Genomic DNA, 16,138 nt, shown 5'->3' with positions numbered 1-16,138 from the left:
CGGGCTACGGACGTTTCGCCTCGCTCGCAATGATGGGAAAGACCTTGTAAAAGGCCTGTCCATGGACACCTCCCCCTTGATTCTTCTCGCCGCGGGCGGCACCGGCGGCCATCTGTTTCCGGCCGAGGCGCTCGGCGTCGAATTGATCCGTCGCGGCTTTCGCGTCCGCCTCGTCACCGACGAGCGCGCGCTGCGCTACAGCGGGCTGTTCAGCAAGGACATGATCGACGTTGTCTCGAGCGAGACCGCGCGCGGCCGCAATCCGTTCCAGCTCGCCTATGCCGGCCTCACGCTCGCCGCCGGCACGCTTTCCGCCTACGCCCTGATCAAGCGCTTGAATCCCGTCGCCGTCGTCGGCTTCGGCGGCTATCCGACGCTGCCACCGCTGGTCGCGGCGAAGTTCGCCGGCGTGCCCGGCATCATCCACGATGCCAACGCCGTGCTCGGCCGCGCCAACCGGTTCCTGTCGAGCCGCGTACGTGCCATCGCGACGTCGCTGCCCGGCGTGCTCGACCGCGATCCCGCGCTGTCAGGCAAGACCACGACGGTCGGCACGCCGATGCGGCCCGCCGTGCTTGCAGCCGCTGCCGTGCCGTATGCTGTGCCCGAGGTGAACGGTCCGCTGCGCCTGCTCGTGGTCGGCGGCAGCCAGGGCGCACGCATCATGGCCGACATCGTGCCGGGCGCGATCGAGCGGCTCGAGCCTGCGCTGTGGGGCCGGCTGATCCTGACCCAGCAGGTGCGCGACGAGGACATGGCGCGGGTGCGCGCGGTCTATGACAGGCACAAGATCAAGGTGGAGCTCGCGCCGTTCTTCACGGATCTGCCGGCGCGGCTCGCTTCCAATCATCTCGTGGTATCGCGCTCCGGTGCCGGCACGGTGGCCGAGCTCGCCGCGATCGGCCGGCCCTCGATCCTGGTGCCGCTGCCCGGCTCGATCGATCAGGATCAGTTCGCCAATGCCGGCGTGCTGGTCAAGGTCGACGGGGCGGTCCGCATCCCGCAGACGGAGTTCACCTCGGACCGGTTGGCCTCCGAAATCTCCGCCTTCGCTGCCGAGCCTGCGCGCCTCGCCGCCATGGCAACGGCCGCGAAGGGGGCAGGGCGGCTCGATGCGGCCGAGCGGCTGGCCGATCTGGTGGTCAAGATCGCGGGAATCTGACGCGAAAAAGCCCTTGTCTTCGCCTTCTAAAGCGGGGCATCCAGTAGGAAAGGCACGTGGCTGATTTGGCCGCGACCTTCGCCAGATGCCGCCTCCGCAAGGCGGCGAGGTCAGGGAACAGAGCATGAGACTGCCGCGCGAGATCGGACCCATCCACTTCGTCGGGATCGGCGGGATCGGCATGAGCGGCATCGCCGAGGTGCTGGTCAATCTCGGCTATGCCGTGCAGGGCTCGGATGCTTCCGACAATTACAATCTCGACCGTCTGCGCAAGAAGGGCGCAAAGGTCTCGGTCGGGCACAAGGCCGAGAATGTCGACGGTGCCGAGGTCGTCGTGGTCTCCACCGCGATCAAGCGCGACAATCCCGAGCTGATGGCGGCGCGCGAACGGCGCATTCCCGTGGTGCGGCGCGCCGAGATGCTGGCCGAGCTGATGCGGCTGAAGAGCTGCGTCGCCATCGCCGGCACCCACGGCAAGACCACGACGACCACGATGGTCGCGACGCTGCTCGACGCCGGCGGGCTCGATCCCACCGTGATCAACGGCGGCATCATCAACGCCTACGGCTCCAACGCGCGGCTTGGTGCCGGTGACTGGATGGTGGTGGAGGCCGACGAGAGCGACGGCACGTTCTTGAAGCTGCCGACCGATGTCGCGATCGTCACCAATGTCGACCCCGAGCATCTCGATCACTTCAAGACGTTCGACGCCGTGCAGGACGCGTTCCGTCACTTCGTCGAGAACCTGCCGTTCTACGGTTTTGCGGTGATGTGCATCGATCACCCCGTGGTGCAGAGCCTGGTCGGCAAGATCGAGGATCGCCGCATCATCACCTACGGCGAGAATCCGCAGGCCGACGTGCGGTTCGTCGATCTCACGCCGATGGGCGGGGGATCGAAATTCAAGGTCGCGTTCCGCGATCGCAAGACCGGCGCTGTGCACGAGATCACCGATCTGATGTTGCCGATGCCGGGCCGCCACAACGCCTCCAATGCGACGGCCGCGATTGCGGTCGCGCGCGAGCTCGGCGTTTCCGACGGCGACATTCGCAAGGCAATCGCCGGCTTCGGCGGCGTCAAACGTCGCTTCACCAAGACCGGTGAATGGAACGGCGTCACCGTGATCGACGATTACGGACATCACCCCGTCGAGATCGCAGCGGTGCTGAAGGCGGCGCGGGAATCCACCAACGGCAAGATCGTCGCCGTGGTGCAGCCGCATCGCTACACCCGCCTGCAGTCGCTGTTCGAGGAATTCTGCACCTGCTTCAACGATGCCGATGCAGTTGTTGTCGCCGACGTCTATGCCGCCGGCGAGGCGCCGATCGAGGGCATCGACCGCGACCATTTCGTCGAAGGCCTGCGCGCGCATGGCCATCGCGAGGTGGTGCCACTGCCGGCGGCGCCGGAGCTTGCCGGCATCGTCAAGGGATTGGCGAAGTCCGGGGATCTCGTCGTGTGCCTGGGGGCCGGCAACATCACGCAATGGGCGTACGCGCTGCCCGATCAATTGAAGGCGCTGGGGTAGCGCGGTGGGTTTCCCCGACATCACACCCTCGCTGAAAGCCGCGATGCCGCAACTGCGCGGCCGGCTGCTGGCGAACCAATCGCTGGCCGAGCTGACCTGGTTTCGCGTCGGCGGTCCCGCGCAGGTGCTGTTCACGCCGGCGGATGAGGATGACCTCGCCTACTTTCTCGCGCGTCTTGCTTCCGAGATTCCCGTCCATGTCGTCGGCGTCGGCTCCAACCTGATCGTGCGTGACGGCGGCATTGCGGGCGTCGTGATCCGTCTGGCACCGCGCGCCTTCGGTGAGGCAGTCGCAAGCGGCGACGTCGTCACGGCAGGTGCTGCCGCCCTCGACAAACGCGTGGCGGAAGTCGCGGCCTCCGCCAATATCGGCGGGCTTGAATTCTACTTCGGCATTCCCGGCACCATCGGCGGCGCGCTGCGCATGAATGCGGGCGCCAATGGCGGCGAGACCAAGGACGTGCTGATCGAGGCGAGGGGCGTCGGCCGCGATGGCACCAAGCACGTGTTCACCAATGCGGACATGAAGTTCGTCTACCGCAACAGCGGCGTCGATCCCTCCATCATCTTCACGTCCGCGCGCTTTCGCGGCGAGATCAGGGATGCGGAGGCGATCCGCGCGCGCATGGCGGAGGTGCAGAGCCACCGCGAGACCGCGCAGCCGATCCGCGAGAAGACCGGCGGTTCGACCTTCAAGAATCCGCCTGGCCATTCGGCCTGGAAGCTGGTCGACGCCGCCGGCTGCCGCGGCTTGCGCGTCGGCGGCGCGCAGGTCTCCGAGATGCACTGCAACTTTCTGATCAATACCGGCGATGCCACCGCGCACGACATCGAGGCGCTGGGCGAGACCGTGCGCGAACGGGTGAAGGCAAATTCCGGAATTGAGCTACACTGGGAAATCAAGCGGATCGGGGTTTCATGACCACCGTCATTCCGGGGCTCGCGAAGCGAGAGCTACGATGCGCAATTGCGCATCTGAGAATCCATACTCACGGTCGTGGTTATGGATTCCGGGCCTGCGCCTTACGGCGCATCCCGGAATGACAACTGGATAGGTAACTGAGAACATGCGCATCACCATCCTCTTCGGCGGCTCCAACCGGGAGCGTCTGGTTTCGGTCGCTTCGGCCCAGGCGCTGCATCAGGCCCTGCCCGAGGCCGATCTCTGGTGGTGGGACGTCGAGGACAAGGTGCATGTGGTGCAGTCCAAGCAGCTGCTCGAACATGCCCGTCCGTTTGAGGACGAGTTCAAGCCGGGCACGTCAGGCATTCCGCTGGCGCAGGCGCTCGACCAGGCCAAGGCCGAGGACCGTGTGCTGGTGCTTGGCCTGCATGGCGGGCGTGCCGAGAACGGCGAATTGCAGGTGATGTGCGAAGCGCGCGGTGTGCCCTTCACCGGTTCGGGCTCGGCTTCCTCGCATCTCGCCTTCGACAAGATCGCGGCCAAGCATTTTGCCGCGCTCGGCGGCGTCACGCCGCCGGCAAACATCGCGCTGGACGACCTCGACGAGGCCTTTGCCGAATACGGAAGGCTGATCGCGAAGCCGGCGCGCGATGGCTCGAGCTACGGGCTGATCTTCGTCAACGCCAAGCAGGACCTCGTCGCGGTCCGCAATGCGGCGAGGCACGAGGACTACGTGATCGAGCCCTATATCGCCGGCGTCGAGGCGACCTGCGGCGTGCTGGAGCGCGCCGATGGCTCGATCATCTCGCTGCCGCCGATCGAGATCATTCCGGGCGAGGGCAATTTCGACTACGCCGCGAAATATCTCCTGAAGTCGACCCAGGAGATCTGCCCCGGGCGTTTTCCGCCCGAGATCACCGCTGCGCTGAAGGAGCAGGCGATGCTGGCGCACCGCGCGATGTCCTGCACGGGCTATTCCCGGTCGGACTTCATCGTTTCGGACCGGGGCCTCGTCTATCTCGAAACCAACACGCTTCCCGGGCTGACCAAGTCCTCGCTCTACCCCAAGGCGCTGAAGGCCGAGGGCATCGCCTTCGTCGACTTCCTGCGCGGCCTGGTGGAGCTCGCCGAACGGGGCGTACGGAAATAGTTAGGACTGGTTAACGGCCCGACCGGCGAAATGGGCCGGTTTGGCGTCCAAAACCGGTAAAATGCCGGACATCGCGGCACAAATGCCTCACAGAGCGAGGCAAAATGCGCCGGACGTTAACGAACTTTACCTTTTGTTTACCAGGACGTCCGAAGGTTAACGCTGGCGGCGCATATGGCGCTTTGGCTGCCGGCGCGTGAGCTGTCGCGGGTGATGTCACCCCCGGCGCACGCTTTGAAGGGGAGTGGCTTCTTCTGCTGAAGACCAGCACCCGACCCGGCACGTCCGAGACGTCATGTTCGCCAGGATCCGCGCGATGTCGCGGGGAAACTGTTGACGAGCTCGTGCAATGGATGGAGCAGGAAGCCTCACCCGGTCCTTTTTCAGATCGCTGAGGCCCCAAGCTGACCTGAAGGCGGCCGCGATCGGAGCGGTCGTGCTTCTGCGCGAGTGGATGCAAGAGAAGCTCGACCGCAGGCACGCTCAGGCGCGCGCCGCCGCCAAGGACAAGACCAAGGCCCGGGCCAAGGCCGCCGTCGAGCGCGAGCCGCCGCCGCGCGTGGTCGCGCTGGTCGAGCGTTATCTGCCGCGCCGGGTCGGGATCAGCATGACCGTATTGCTGCTGATCGGCAGCTGCGGCTTCGGCATCGTCAAGGGCGGCCATCTCCAGGATTTCATCACGGCGGTGAGCGACGCACGCAACGCGCTGGCCAATTCCGCCGGGTTCCGCATCACCTCGGTCGTGATCAACGGCCGCAAGCAGCTCACGCAGGACGAGATCCTGGCGATCGGCGGCGTCAGCGGCCGCTCCTCGCTGCTGTTCCTCGACGCCGACGCGGTGCGCGACAAGCTCAAGGCTAATCCCTGGATTGCGGACGCGACCGTGCTGAAGCTCTATCCGGGCCAGCTCATGATCGAGCTCACCGAGCGCAAGGCGTTCGCGCTGTGGCAGGAGGCCGGAAGGCTCTCCGTCATCGCCGACGACGGCGCCGTGCTCGAGCCCTATGTCTCGCGCCGCTTCCTGTCGTTGCCGCTCGTGGTCGGCAAGGGCGCTGAAACCCAGGCCCGCGATTTCCTGGCGCTGCTGGCCCGCTATCCGCAGGTCAATGCGGTGACGAAGGCGGCGATCTACGTCGGCGAGCGGCGCTGGAATCTGAGGCTGAAGGACGGTCTCGACATCCGTCTGCCCGAGCAGGACGTCGGCAACGCGCTCGCAATGCTGTCCAAGCTCGACAAGGAGGACCGGCTGTTCTCCCGCGACATCGTCGCCGTCGACATGCGCCTGCCCGATCGGCTGGTGGTGCAGCTGTCCGAGGACGCCGCCAAGGCGCGCGAGGACCTGTTCAAGGACAAGAAGAAAAAGAAGACCGGGGATTCCGCATGACCGGTCTCGATCGCACCCAGACGCCGAAGACCCGCCAGATGCCGCATAAGCGCGGCGGCCTCGTTGCCTGCCTCGACATCGGCACCAGCAAGATCGCCTGCATGATCGCGCGGCTGAAGCCGTCTGCGCCGAGCGAGGCGCTGCGCGGCCGCACCCATGCGGTGGAATTGATCGGATACAGCCAGATCCAGTCGCGCGGGATGAAGGCCGGCGCGGTGATCGATCTCGGCGAATGCGAGCAGGCGGTGCGCCAGGCCGTCGCGCTCGCGGAGAAAATGGCCAAGGTGCGGGTCGAGTCCGTGCTGCTCTCGGTCTCCGGCGGCCGGCTCTCCGGCCAGCTGGTCGAGGCTGCCGCCGACATCCGTGGTGGTGCCGTGACGCAGGCCGATGTCAGCCGCGTCACCTCCACCGGCATGCGCCACGCCACCGGCGAAGGCCGCACCGTGCTGCACGCGCTGCCGGTCGGCTACACGCTCGATGGCGTCAAGGGCATCCGCGATCCCCGCGGCATGGTTGCCCATCAATTCGGCATCGACATGAACGTCGTCACTTGCGACGCCACCGTGGCGCGGAACCTGATGCTGGCGGTGGAGCGCTGCCACATCAATGTCGAAGCCATGGCGGCGAGCCCCTATGTGGCCGGCCTGTCGGTGCTGACTGACGACGAGGCTGATCTCGGCGCAGCCGTCGTCGAGATGGGCGCTGGCACCACCACGATCGCAGTCTATTCCGGCGGCCGTTTCGTGCATGCGGCCGGTTTTGCGGTCGGCGGGCAACACATCACGATGGATCTGGCGCGCGGACTCTCCGCGACCATTGCCGATGCCGAGCGAATCAAGACGTTATACGGGACCGTCATCACCGGCGGATCGGACTCGCGTGAGCTGATGTCTGTGCCGACGGCCGGTGACGAGCAGGATCTGCCGCAGATCGTTTCCCGCGCCACCATCGCCAACATCGTCAAGCACCGTGCCGAGGAAGTCTTCGAAATGGTTCGGGACAAGCTGAAGGATTCGCCGTTCGCCTCGGAGCCCAACGGCCGCGTCGTGCTTTCGGGCGGAGCCTCGCAGCTCACCGGCCTCGTCGAACTCGGAACCCAGATTCTCGGCCGGCCCGTGCGGGTCGGACGTCCGCTCGGCTTCGGCCGGCTGCCGAACGAGGCGAAGAACGCCGCGTTCGCGGTGCCGGCCGGACTCCTCGTCTACCCGCAATATGTTCACCTCGAACATGTCGAACCGCGGCATACGCGGCAGCAGGTCAAGACAGGGACCGGCGGCTATTTCGGAAAGGTCGGACGATGGCTACGCGAGGGCTTCTGATGACTCATTTCCGCAATTCCCGACTTTCACCAACTCCCGCGGCCGCTGGCCGGGGCGAACCCACGCGCGCGTGATCGAGAGGCAAACATGACCATCAGCATCAACGTTCCTGATATTCACGAACTGAAGCCCCGGATCACCGTGTTCGGCGTCGGCGGCGCCGGCGGCAACGCCGTCAACAACATGATCACGGCGGGCCTTCAGGGCGTCGACTTCGTGGTCGCCAACACCGACGCGCAGGCGCTGACGATGTCGAAGGCGCAGCGCATCGTGCAGATGGGCACCGCGGTCACGCAAGGCCTGGGCGCCGGCTCGCAGCCGAACGTCGGCGCCGCGGCGGCGGAAGAGGTGATCGACGAGCTGCGCGACCATCTCTCGGGCGCCAACATGGTGTTCGTCACCGCCGGCATGGGCGGCGGCACCGGCACGGGCGCTGCTCCCGTGATCGCCAAGACCGCGCGCGACATGGGCATCCTCACCGTCGGCGTCGTGACCAAGCCGTTCCACTTCGAGGGTGGCCGCCGCATGCGCACGGCCGAAGCCGGCATCAACGAGCTTCACAAGGTCGTGGACACGCTCCTGATCATCCCGAACCAGAACCTGTTCCGGGTCGCCAACGAGAAGACCACCTTCGCCGACGCCTTCGCGATGGCTGACCAGGTGCTCTACTCGGGCGTCGCCTGCATCACCGACCTGATGGTCAAGGAAGGTCTGATCAATCTCGACTTCGCCGACGTCCGCGCCGTCATGCGCGAGATGGGCAAGGCGATGATGGGCACCGGCGAAGCCTCCGGCGACAAGCGCGCGCTGACCGCCGCGGAAGCCGCGATTGCCAACCCGCTGATCGACGACAGCTCGATGAAAGGCGCCAAGGGCCTCCTCATCTCCATCACCGGCGGCAAGGACCTCACGCTGTTCGAGGTCGACGAAGCCGCGACGCGCATCCGCGAGGAAGTCGACCAGGATGCCAACATCATCGTCGGCGCGACCTTCGACGAAGCGCTCGACGGCCTGATCCGCGTCTCGGTCGTCGCCACCGGCATCGAGCAGGCTGCGATCGCCCGCAACAGCCAGGCGACCTCCGCTCCGGTCGCGAACGCCGCGCCGCAGGCGCAGCAGGCGCCCGCAGCTCCGGCCGCAGCCGCCGAGAGCCGTCTCGCCGACCTGACCGCGCGTCTGCGCGCCGACAACCAGCGCCTGGCCGAACGCGCCCAGAAGCTGGAAACGCAGATCCCCGCAGCACAGGCCTCGGTCGCTGCCGCGCCGATGGCGCCCCGTCCGAACGTCGAGCGCGCCGCGCTCGCCGCCATCGCGGCCGCCGTTGCCGATGTGCCGCAGGCGCCTGCGCCGACCCAGACCTATGGCGACGTGACCGTGCGTCCGATCGCGCAGAAGCCGACCCTGTTTCCGGAGCCTGAGCAGGCCCCGCTTGCGATGCAGGAGCCGATGACGCCCGAAACCTTCATTCCGCCGCAGGCCGAGCGCGGGCCGATCCGGGCGCCCCGGATGCCGCGTATCGATGAACTGCCGATCCAGGCCCAGGCCGAGATTCGCCAGGCCCGCGGCGAGGGTGAGGAAGAGCCCACGCAGAAGACCCGCCTGTCGCTGCTCCAGCGCCTCGCCAATGTCGGCCTCGGCCGTCGTGACGAGGAAAGCGAGCCGGCGCCTGCCGCCCGTACAGCCGGTCCTGCGATGCCGCCGCTGCCCGAGCGCCGGCCGCAGAAGACCGTGGCTCAGCAGATCGCGTCGAGCGATCCGGTATCCGAGTATGCCCGTCGTCCGGCGCCCCAGGGCTTGGACATGCATGGCCGCCCGGCGCCTGTTGCGCCGGCGCCACAGGGCGACGACCATCTTGATATCCCGGCCTTCCTGCGGCGGCAGGCGACCTGAGGATTGTTACAATAAGGCAGACGCAAAAAGGCCCCGGCAGCAAGCTTGCCGGGGCCTTTCCTTTTGTCCCGCGCAGATCCGGATGGCGCCGCCAAACAACTGATTTTAAATCATTAATTACGTATTCGGGTGTTCAGTAAAACTGCCGGAAACGGCCCAAAACCTCGGCGCAATTTGGTTAAGCCTTGGCGCGAATACGGCAGGTTTGGGGTAACAATCGGTAAAAAAGCGTGAGTTGGCGCTGTTTGAGGCAGTGACTATGGTTTGCCGTGACTTGGGGATACGGAGATTCGTAAGCGTCGGCACTGGCCGGCCAAGCGGGTCTCGTATAAGTCGCCGTGGTCGTAGTGGGGCGGGTTCCTGATGAAATTTAGCCGGCAAACAACGCTTCGTGCGCAAGCCTCTGTGGCAGGCGTTGGCGTTCATTCCGGTCTTCCCGTGACCCTTACGCTTGGGCCCGCGCCTGTCGATGCGGGTTTTATTTTTGTCCGCACCGGGCTCGAGGGAAGTGATCGCGAAGTCCAGGCGACGGCCGGGCAAGTGGTTGCGACGGATCTCGCGACCGTGCTGGGCGACAGCGAGGGACCCCTCGTCTCCACTGCCGAGCATGTTCTGGCAGCCTTGCGTGGCATGGGCGTGGACAATGCCACCATCGAAGTTGACGGTCCGGAAGTGCCGATCATGGACGGCAGCGCCGCGGCCTTCGTCGCGGCGATCGATCAGGCTGGAATTGTCGCCCAACCGGCGCAGCGCCGCTTCATCCAGGTTTTGAAGCCCATCTCGGTCGCAATCGGCGACTCCTTTGGCGAATTGCGGCCCTACGCCGATGGCTTCCGCGCCGAAGTCGAGATCGACTTTGCCAATCCCGTGATTGGTCGGCAGAGCTACACTTTGGAACTCGTGCCGGAGCGGTTCCGCCGCGAGGTGGCGCGCGCCCGGACCTTCGGTCTGATGTGCGATCAAGCGCGGCTCTGGGCTGCGGGCTACGGTCGCGGTGCTTCCTTCGGCAACACCGTCGTGTTTGACGACGAACGGCTCCTCAATCCCGAGGGCCTGCGCTACGCCGATGAATGTGCCCGCCACAAGGTACTGGACGTGATCGGCGATCTCTCGCTGGCCGGCCTGCCGCTGCTTGGCGCTTATCGCTCTGTGCGTGGCGGCCACAAGCTCAATCACGCTGTTCTGACCGCACTGCTCGCCGACCGTACCGCCTGGCGGGTGGTCGAGGGCGAGGCGGCCCGCCGCACTACGCGTCCCGTGGGCGAGGTCGGTCGCGGCATCGTCGGCGGCCGGATCGCTGCGGCCTACGGGCCGGACGTGTCCTGACAGCCTTGCTGTCGCAGCTATTGGCCGCGGCTACCCCGGGAAACTCCTGGTAACCATGATCGCCTAGGATTGCGGCAAGTTCGCCTTAATCCGGGCGAATTGACTGCCTATCCGGTTGGTTAAAGATCGCTTTTCGGATACATCGGCGTGGTCGCATGGCAAGGCACCACGGTTACATTTCGCGCCCATGACGGGGTTCATGGGCTGGCGGGCACCGCATCACAGGGCGTCAGGGCTTAAACTCATGTCGGCACAGCGTATGACGCGCGGATATTTCTCGGTCTCGTCGCGAGCCCGTGGGCTGCTTCAGGCCGTCACTTTCATGCTGCTCGCGCTGCCGCTCGCCGGCTGCGGCACCGGCTCGCTCTGGGACAAGTTCACCGCCAAGGACGACACCTTCGTCGAGGAGCCCGCCGACAAGATCTACAATGAGGGCCTGTACCTCATGAACGAGAAGAAGGACATGAAGGCGGCGAACAAGAAGTTCGAAGAGGTCGACCGCCAGCATCCTTATTCCGATTGGGCCCGCAAATCACTGCTGATGTCGGCCTACGCGTCCTACCAGGGCGGCGACTACGACGGCTGCATCGGCGCCGCCACGCGCTACGTCACGCTGCATCCCGGCAGCCCGGACGCGGCCTATGCGCAATATCTGATCGCCGCCTCCCATTACGACCAGATCCCGGACGTCAGCCGCGACCAGGCCCGCACCGAGAAGGCGATCGCCGCGCTGGAAGAGGTGGTGCGCAAATATCCGAACTCGGAATATGCGACGTCCGCCAAGGCCAAGATCGAGGGCGCGCGCGACCAGCTCGCCGGCAAGGAAATGAATACCGGCCGCTATTACGCGCAGAAGCGCGACTACACGGCGGCCATCAACCGCTACAAGACCGTCGTCACGCAGTACCAGACCACCCGCCATGTCGAGGAGGCGCTCTACCGGCTGACCGAAGCCTATATGGCCATCGGCATCGTCGGGGAGGCGCAGACCGCGGCGGCTGTGCTTGGCCACAATTTTCCTGACAGCCGCTGGTACAAGGACGCCTATAATCTTGTAAAATCCGGCGGTCTCGAGCCGAGCGAGAATCAGGGGTCCTGGATCAGCAAGACCTTCAAGAAAATGGGTCTCGGCTAGGAAATAGGGTTTCATGCTGGCGCGTCTGTCGATCCGTGACATCGTCCTGATCGAACGGCTCGATATCGAATTCGCCACCGGGCTTGCGGTTTTGACCGGCGAGACCGGTGCGGGCAAATCCATCCTGCTCGATGCCTTTGCACTGGCGCTCGGCGGCCGCGGCGACGCCGGCCTCGTGCGCCACGGCGCGGAGCAGGGGCAGGTCACGGCCGTGTTCGATATCCCGAAGAATCACCCCGCGATGAAGATCCTCGCCGAGAACGGCCTGGACGACACCGGCGAGATGATTCTCCGTCGCGTGCAGCTCGCCGATGGCCGCACCCGCGCCTTCATCAACGACCAGGCGATCAGCGTGCAGACGCTGAAGGCGGTCGGCGCCGCCCTGGTCGAAATCCACGGCCAGCATGACGAGCGCGCACTGGTCGATGCCGCCACCCACCGCCGCCTGCTCGACGCCTTCGCCGGCCTGGAAAAGGACGTTGCCGCGGTCGAAACGCTCTGGGACGCCCGCCGGACCGCCAACACTGCGCTGGAGGAGCATCGCGCCGGCATGGAGCGTGCCGCGCGGGAGGCCGACTATCTCCGCCATGCCTCGGCCGAGCTGAAGCAGCTCGCGCCCAGGGATGGCGAAGAAACCTCGCTCGCCAACCGCCGCACCACCATGATGCAGGGCGAGAAGATCGCCTCCGATTTGCGCGAGGCGCAGGAGGCGGTTGGCGGCAATCATTCGCCGGTTGCAGCACTGTCGGCGGCCGTGCGCCGGCTGGAACGCCGCGGCGTCAATTCGCCGGCGCTGGTGGAGCCTGCCGTGAAGGCGATCGACGCCGCGATCAACGCGCTGGAGGAGGCCGACCAGCACCTCCAGGCCGCGCTCGCCGCCACCGACTTCGATCCGGCCGAGCTCGAGCGTATCGAGGAACGGCTGTTCGCCCTGCGCGCCGCCTCGCGCAAATATTCGACGCCGGTCGACGGGCTCGCGGCGCTGGCCGCCAAATATGCCGCCGACGTCGTGATGATCGACGCCGGCGCTTCGCAGCTGAAGAAGCTGGAGCAGGCCGCGATCGAGGCCGACAGCCGCTATGCCGCCGCCGCCAAGAAGCTGTCGCTGGCGCGGCAGAAATCGGCGGAGAAGCTCAACAAGGCCGTCAACGCCGAGCTCGCCCCGCTCAAGCTCGAACGCGCCAAGTTCATGACCCAGGTCGCGACCGACGAGACCGCACCGGGGCCGCAGGGCTTCGACCGCGTCGAGTTCTGGGTACAGACCAATCCGGGCACCAAGCCGGGGCCGATGATGAAGGTGGCCTCCGGCGGTGAGCTCTCGCGCTTCCTGCTGGCGCTCAAGGTGGTGCTGTCCGACCGCGGCTCGGCGCCGACGCTGGTCTTCGACGAGATCGACACCGGCGTCGGCGGCGCGGTCGCGGACGCCATCGGCAGCCGCCTGGCGCGCCTCGCCGGCAAGGTCCAGGTGATGGCCGTGACCCACGCCCCGCAGGTCGCCGCCCGCGCCGACCAGCATCTGCTGATCTCCAAGGACGCCCTCGACAAGGGCAAGCGCGTCGCCACCCGCGTCAATGCGCTCGCCGCCGACCACCGCCGCGAGGAAATCGCCCGCATGCTCGCGGGCGCCGAGATCACGGCCGAGGCGAGGGCGGCGGCGGACCGGCTGCTGAAAGCGGCCACGGCTTAGGCTTCCACCGTCATTCCGGGGCGATGCGCAGCATCGAACCCGGAATCTCGAGATTCCGGGTTCGGCTCTTCGAGCCGCCCCGGAATGACTGCTCAATTGCAGATCGACTCGTATAGATCATCCCAGTTTGGATTGTCCTTTTCGAGCACCTGGGTTTTCCAAGCCCGCCTCCACTTCTTGAGTTCTTTCTCGCGTGAGATTGCCGAGATTGGATCGTCATAGGCCTCGAACCAAACCAATCGGGATATGTTGTATCTAGCGGTGAATCCAGGGACCGCTTTGATTCGATGTTCATAGACGCGGCGCACCAGGTCATTGGTGATGCCAACGTAGATTGCCCCATCGCGCCGGCTTGCTAGAATATAGACGTAATACGCCATAGCCCTCCCACGACTTCGTCATTCCGGGGCGCGAAGCGCGATCCCGGAATCTCGAGGTTCCGGGTCTGGTCCTTCGGATCATCCCGGAACGACGAGTCACAACTTTAAGTATAATGGCCAGAGCAGCAAAAACGAAACCGCCTCGCGACGTCGCCGATCTCACCAAGGCGCAAGCCAAGGTCGAGCACATGCGGCTGGCACTGGAGATCGAGGGGCACAACGAGCGCTACTATCAAGAGGACGCGCCCACCATCACCGACGCCGAGTACGACGCGCTGCGGCAGCGCTTCAACGCGATCGAGAAGCGCTTTCCCGAATTCGTCAGCGCCGACTCGCCCTCGCAGAAGGTCGGCGCCGCGCCCTCGGGGCGCTTCAAGAAGGTGCCGCACTCGGTTCCGATGCTGTCGCTCGACAACGCCTTTGCCGAAGAGGACGTGCGCGATTTCGTCGGCCGCATCGTGCGCTTCCTCAAGCTCGATGACGACAAGATCAATTTCTCCGCCGAACCGAAGATCGACGGCCTGTCGATGTCGCTGCGCTATGAAGGCGGCGAGCTGGTCACTGCGGCGACGCGCGGGGACGGTGCGGTCGGCGAGGATGTCACCGCCAATATCCGTACGCTCGAGGACGTGCCGCAGAAGCTGAAGGGCCGCAACATCCCCGACATCTGCGAGGTGCGCGGCGAAGTCTACATGACCAAGAAAGCCTTTCTTGCGCTCAACGAGCGGCAGAAGGCGGCGGGCGACACCATCTTCGCCAATCCGCGCAATTCGGCCGCGGGCTCGCTCCGGCAGAAGGACCCGACCATCACCGCCTCGCGCCCGCTCGGCTTCTTCGCCTACGCGTGGGGGCAGATGAGCGAGATGCCGGAAGCGACGCAAAGCGGCATGATCCATTGGTTCGAGCGCTGCGGCTTCAAGACCAATCCGCTGACCAGGCTGTGCCATTCGGTCGAGGAGCTGATCGCGTTCCATCAGAGCATCGAGGAAGAGCGCGCCGAACTCGACTACGACATCGACGGCGTCGTCTACAAGGTCGACCGCATCGACTGGCAGGAGCGGCTCGGCTTCGTCTCACGCACGCCGCGCTGGGCCATCGCGCACAAATTCCCGGCCGAGCGCGCCATGACGGTGCTGCGCGACATCGAGATCCAGGTCGGCCGCACCGGCTCGTTCACGCCGGTCGGCAAGCTCGAGCCGGTCGGCGTCGGCGGCGTGATCGTGCAGAACGTGACGCTGCACAACGAGGACTATATCAAGGGCATCGGCAACAAGGGCGAGGTGCTGCGCGAGGGGCGGGACATCCGGATCGGCGATACCGTCGTGATCCAGCGCGCCGGCGATGTGATCCCGCAAGTGGTGGACGTCGTTCTCGACAAGCGCCCCAAGAGCGCCAAGGAATTCCATTTCCCGAAGAAGTGCCCGTGCCCGCTGCATACCGACGTCGTGCGCGGCGAGACCGCGGCCGGCGAAGAGGAATCCCGCGCTCGCTGCAGCGGCGAGTTCGCCTGCCCCTATCAGAAGATCGAGCACCTCAAGCTGTTCGTGTCGCGCCGCGCCTTCGATATCGATGGTTTAGGTGAAAAGCAGCTGCAGTATTTCTTCGACGAGGGATGGGTCAAGGAGCCCGCCGACATCTTCACCCTGGAGAAGCGCAATTCGAAATTGAAGCTCGAGGAGATCGAGGGCTACGGCGCGACCTCGGTGCGCAACCTGTTCGGCGCCATCGAGAGCCGGCGGAAAATCGCGCTGGAGCGCTTCATCTATGCGCTCGGCATGCGCCATGTCGGCGAGACCACGGCGCTGGCGCTGGCGCGCGGCTACGGCTCGTGGGACGCCTTCCACGATGCCTGCCTCAAGGTCGCCAAGGGCGACGAGGAGGCGATCGCGGAGATGGATGCGCTCGACCAGATCGGCGACACCGTGATCAAGAGCATCGCCGATTATTTCGGCGAGAGCCACAATCGCGGCATCGTCGAGCGGCTGACCGGGGAGGTCGAGATCGTCGACGCCGAGAAGCCGAAGAGCAACTCCGCCGTCGCCGGAAAGACGGTGGTGTTCACGGGCTCGCTGGAAAAGATGACCCGGGATGAAGCCAAGGCGACCGCGGAACGTCTCGGTGCCAAAGTGTCGGGCTCGGTGTCGAAGAAGACCGATCTCGTCGTTGCCGGCCCCGGCGCGGGCTCCAAGCTCGCCGAGGCCAACAAGCACGGCGTCAAGGTGCTGACCGAAGACGCGTGGCTGAAGCTGATCGGGGAGTGACGGAGAAAATCC

The 16,138-nt window shown here is 65.7% G+C and carries 12 protein-coding genes; 11 read left to right on the top strand and 1 reads right to left on the bottom strand.

The window, feature by feature from the left end:
* The first annotated feature begins 61 nt into the window (after positions 1–61).
* The 10 genes from murG to recN all read left to right on the top strand — a co-directional run bounded on the left by murG (position 62) and on the right by recN (position 13,485).
* On the top strand, positions 62–1,162 hold the full coding sequence (murG, locus tag CO669_RS27665; RefSeq protein WP_097663110.1) for an undecaprenyldiphospho-muramoylpentapeptide beta-N-acetylglucosaminyltransferase: 1,101 nt from the start codon (positions 62–64) through the stop codon (positions 1,160–1,162).
* Positions 1,163–1,286: 124 nt separating this feature from the next.
* Positions 1,287–2,690 (top strand): UDP-N-acetylmuramate--L-alanine ligase, encoded by a 1,404-nt coding sequence (murC, locus tag CO669_RS27660; RefSeq protein WP_097663156.1) that lies wholly within the window; start codon positions 1,287–1,289, stop codon positions 2,688–2,690.
* A 4-nt stretch (positions 2,691–2,694) separates the two neighbouring features.
* Entirely contained in the window at positions 2,695–3,612 is a 918-nt protein-coding gene (gene murB, locus CO669_RS27655; RefSeq protein ID WP_097663109.1) for a UDP-N-acetylmuramate dehydrogenase, read from the top strand.
* A gap of 145 nt (positions 3,613–3,757) precedes the next feature.
* Positions 3,758–4,744 carry a D-alanine--D-alanine ligase family protein gene (locus CO669_RS27650; RefSeq protein WP_097663108.1) on the top strand — a complete coding sequence of 329 codons (987 nt, stop codon included), beginning with the start codon at positions 3,758–3,760 and terminating at the stop codon, positions 4,742–4,744.
* Between the two features lie 349 nt (positions 4,745–5,093).
* A complete protein-coding gene (locus CO669_RS27645; protein WP_097663107.1) occupies positions 5,094–6,128 on the top strand; it encodes a cell division protein FtsQ/DivIB in 1,035 nt (344 codons plus the stop codon).
* Complete coding sequence (gene ftsA, locus CO669_RS27640; protein WP_097663106.1) at positions 6,125–7,447, top strand: cell division protein FtsA; 1,323 nt, start codon at positions 6,125–6,127, stop codon at positions 7,445–7,447. Before CO669_RS27645 ends, ftsA begins: the two co-directional genes overlap by 4 nt.
* 87 nt (positions 7,448–7,534) lie before the next feature.
* Positions 7,535–9,337, top strand: coding sequence for a cell division protein FtsZ (ftsZ, locus tag CO669_RS27635; protein ID WP_097663105.1), 1,803 nt, complete (start codon positions 7,535–7,537; stop codon positions 9,335–9,337).
* A gap of 363 nt (positions 9,338–9,700) precedes the next feature.
* Positions 9,701–10,663, top strand: a complete 963-nt coding sequence (lpxC, locus tag CO669_RS27630) for a UDP-3-O-acyl-N-acetylglucosamine deacetylase (RefSeq protein ID WP_097663104.1) — start codon at positions 9,701–9,703, stop codon at positions 10,661–10,663.
* A 244-nt stretch (positions 10,664–10,907) separates the two neighbouring features.
* Complete coding sequence (locus CO669_RS27625; RefSeq protein ID WP_097663103.1) at positions 10,908–11,798, top strand: outer membrane protein assembly factor BamD; 891 nt, start codon at positions 10,908–10,910, stop codon at positions 11,796–11,798.
* A gap of 13 nt (positions 11,799–11,811) precedes the next feature.
* On the top strand, positions 11,812–13,485 hold the full coding sequence (gene recN / locus CO669_RS27620; RefSeq protein ID WP_097663102.1) for a DNA repair protein RecN: 1,674 nt from the start codon (positions 11,812–11,814) through the stop codon (positions 13,483–13,485).
* A 92-nt stretch (positions 13,486–13,577) separates the two neighbouring features.
* Here recN and CO669_RS27615 read toward each other — a convergent pair whose 3' ends face one another.
* Entirely contained in the window at positions 13,578–13,865 is a 288-nt protein-coding gene (locus CO669_RS27615; RefSeq protein ID WP_097663101.1) for a GIY-YIG nuclease family protein, read from the bottom strand.
* A 113-nt stretch (positions 13,866–13,978) separates the two neighbouring features.
* On the opposite strand from CO669_RS27615, the gene ligA reads away from it, so the two are divergent.
* Entirely contained in the window at positions 13,979–16,126 is a 2,148-nt protein-coding gene (gene ligA / locus CO669_RS27610; RefSeq protein WP_198964292.1) for an NAD-dependent DNA ligase LigA, read from the top strand.
* The last annotated feature ends 12 nt before the right edge of the window (positions 16,127–16,138 follow it).

It is taken from the genome of Bradyrhizobium sp. Y36 (assembly GCF_002531575.1).
Classification (GTDB): domain Bacteria; phylum Pseudomonadota; class Alphaproteobacteria; order Rhizobiales; family Xanthobacteraceae; genus Bradyrhizobium.
Note: the sequence above shows the minus strand (reverse complement) of the source record. Positions and strands in the feature narration are given on the sequence as shown.

What these genes read in the sequence shown, in the direction of transcription:
- murG (WP_097663110.1), top strand. Translation starts at nt 62, where the DNA reads ATGGACACCTCCCCCTTGATTCTTCTCGCCGCGGGCGGCACCGGCGGC.
- murC (WP_097663156.1), top strand. Translation starts at nt 1,287, where the DNA reads ATGAGACTGCCGCGCGAGATCGGACCCATCCACTTCGTCGGGATCGGC.
- CO669_RS27650 (WP_097663108.1), top strand. Translation starts at nt 3,758, where the DNA reads ATGCGCATCACCATCCTCTTCGGCGGCTCCAACCGGGAGCGTCTGGTT.
- CO669_RS27645 (WP_097663107.1), top strand. Translation starts at nt 5,094, where the DNA reads ATGGATGGAGCAGGAAGCCTCACCCGGTCCTTTTTCAGATCGCTGAGG.
- ftsA (WP_097663106.1), top strand. Translation starts at nt 6,125, where the DNA reads ATGACCGGTCTCGATCGCACCCAGACGCCGAAGACCCGCCAGATGCCG.
- ftsZ (WP_097663105.1), top strand. Translation starts at nt 7,535, where the DNA reads ATGACCATCAGCATCAACGTTCCTGATATTCACGAACTGAAGCCCCGG.
- lpxC (WP_097663104.1), top strand. Translation starts at nt 9,701, where the DNA reads ATGAAATTTAGCCGGCAAACAACGCTTCGTGCGCAAGCCTCTGTGGCA.
- CO669_RS27625 (WP_097663103.1), top strand. Translation starts at nt 10,908, where the DNA reads ATGTCGGCACAGCGTATGACGCGCGGATATTTCTCGGTCTCGTCGCGA.
- recN (WP_097663102.1), top strand. Translation starts at nt 11,812, where the DNA reads ATGCTGGCGCGTCTGTCGATCCGTGACATCGTCCTGATCGAACGGCTC.
- CO669_RS27615 (WP_097663101.1), bottom strand. Translation starts at nt 13,865, where the DNA reads ATGGCGTATTACGTCTATATTCTAGCAAGCCGGCGCGATGGGGCAATC.
- ligA (WP_198964292.1), top strand. Translation starts at nt 13,979, where the DNA reads ATGGCCAGAGCAGCAAAAACGAAACCGCCTCGCGACGTCGCCGATCTC.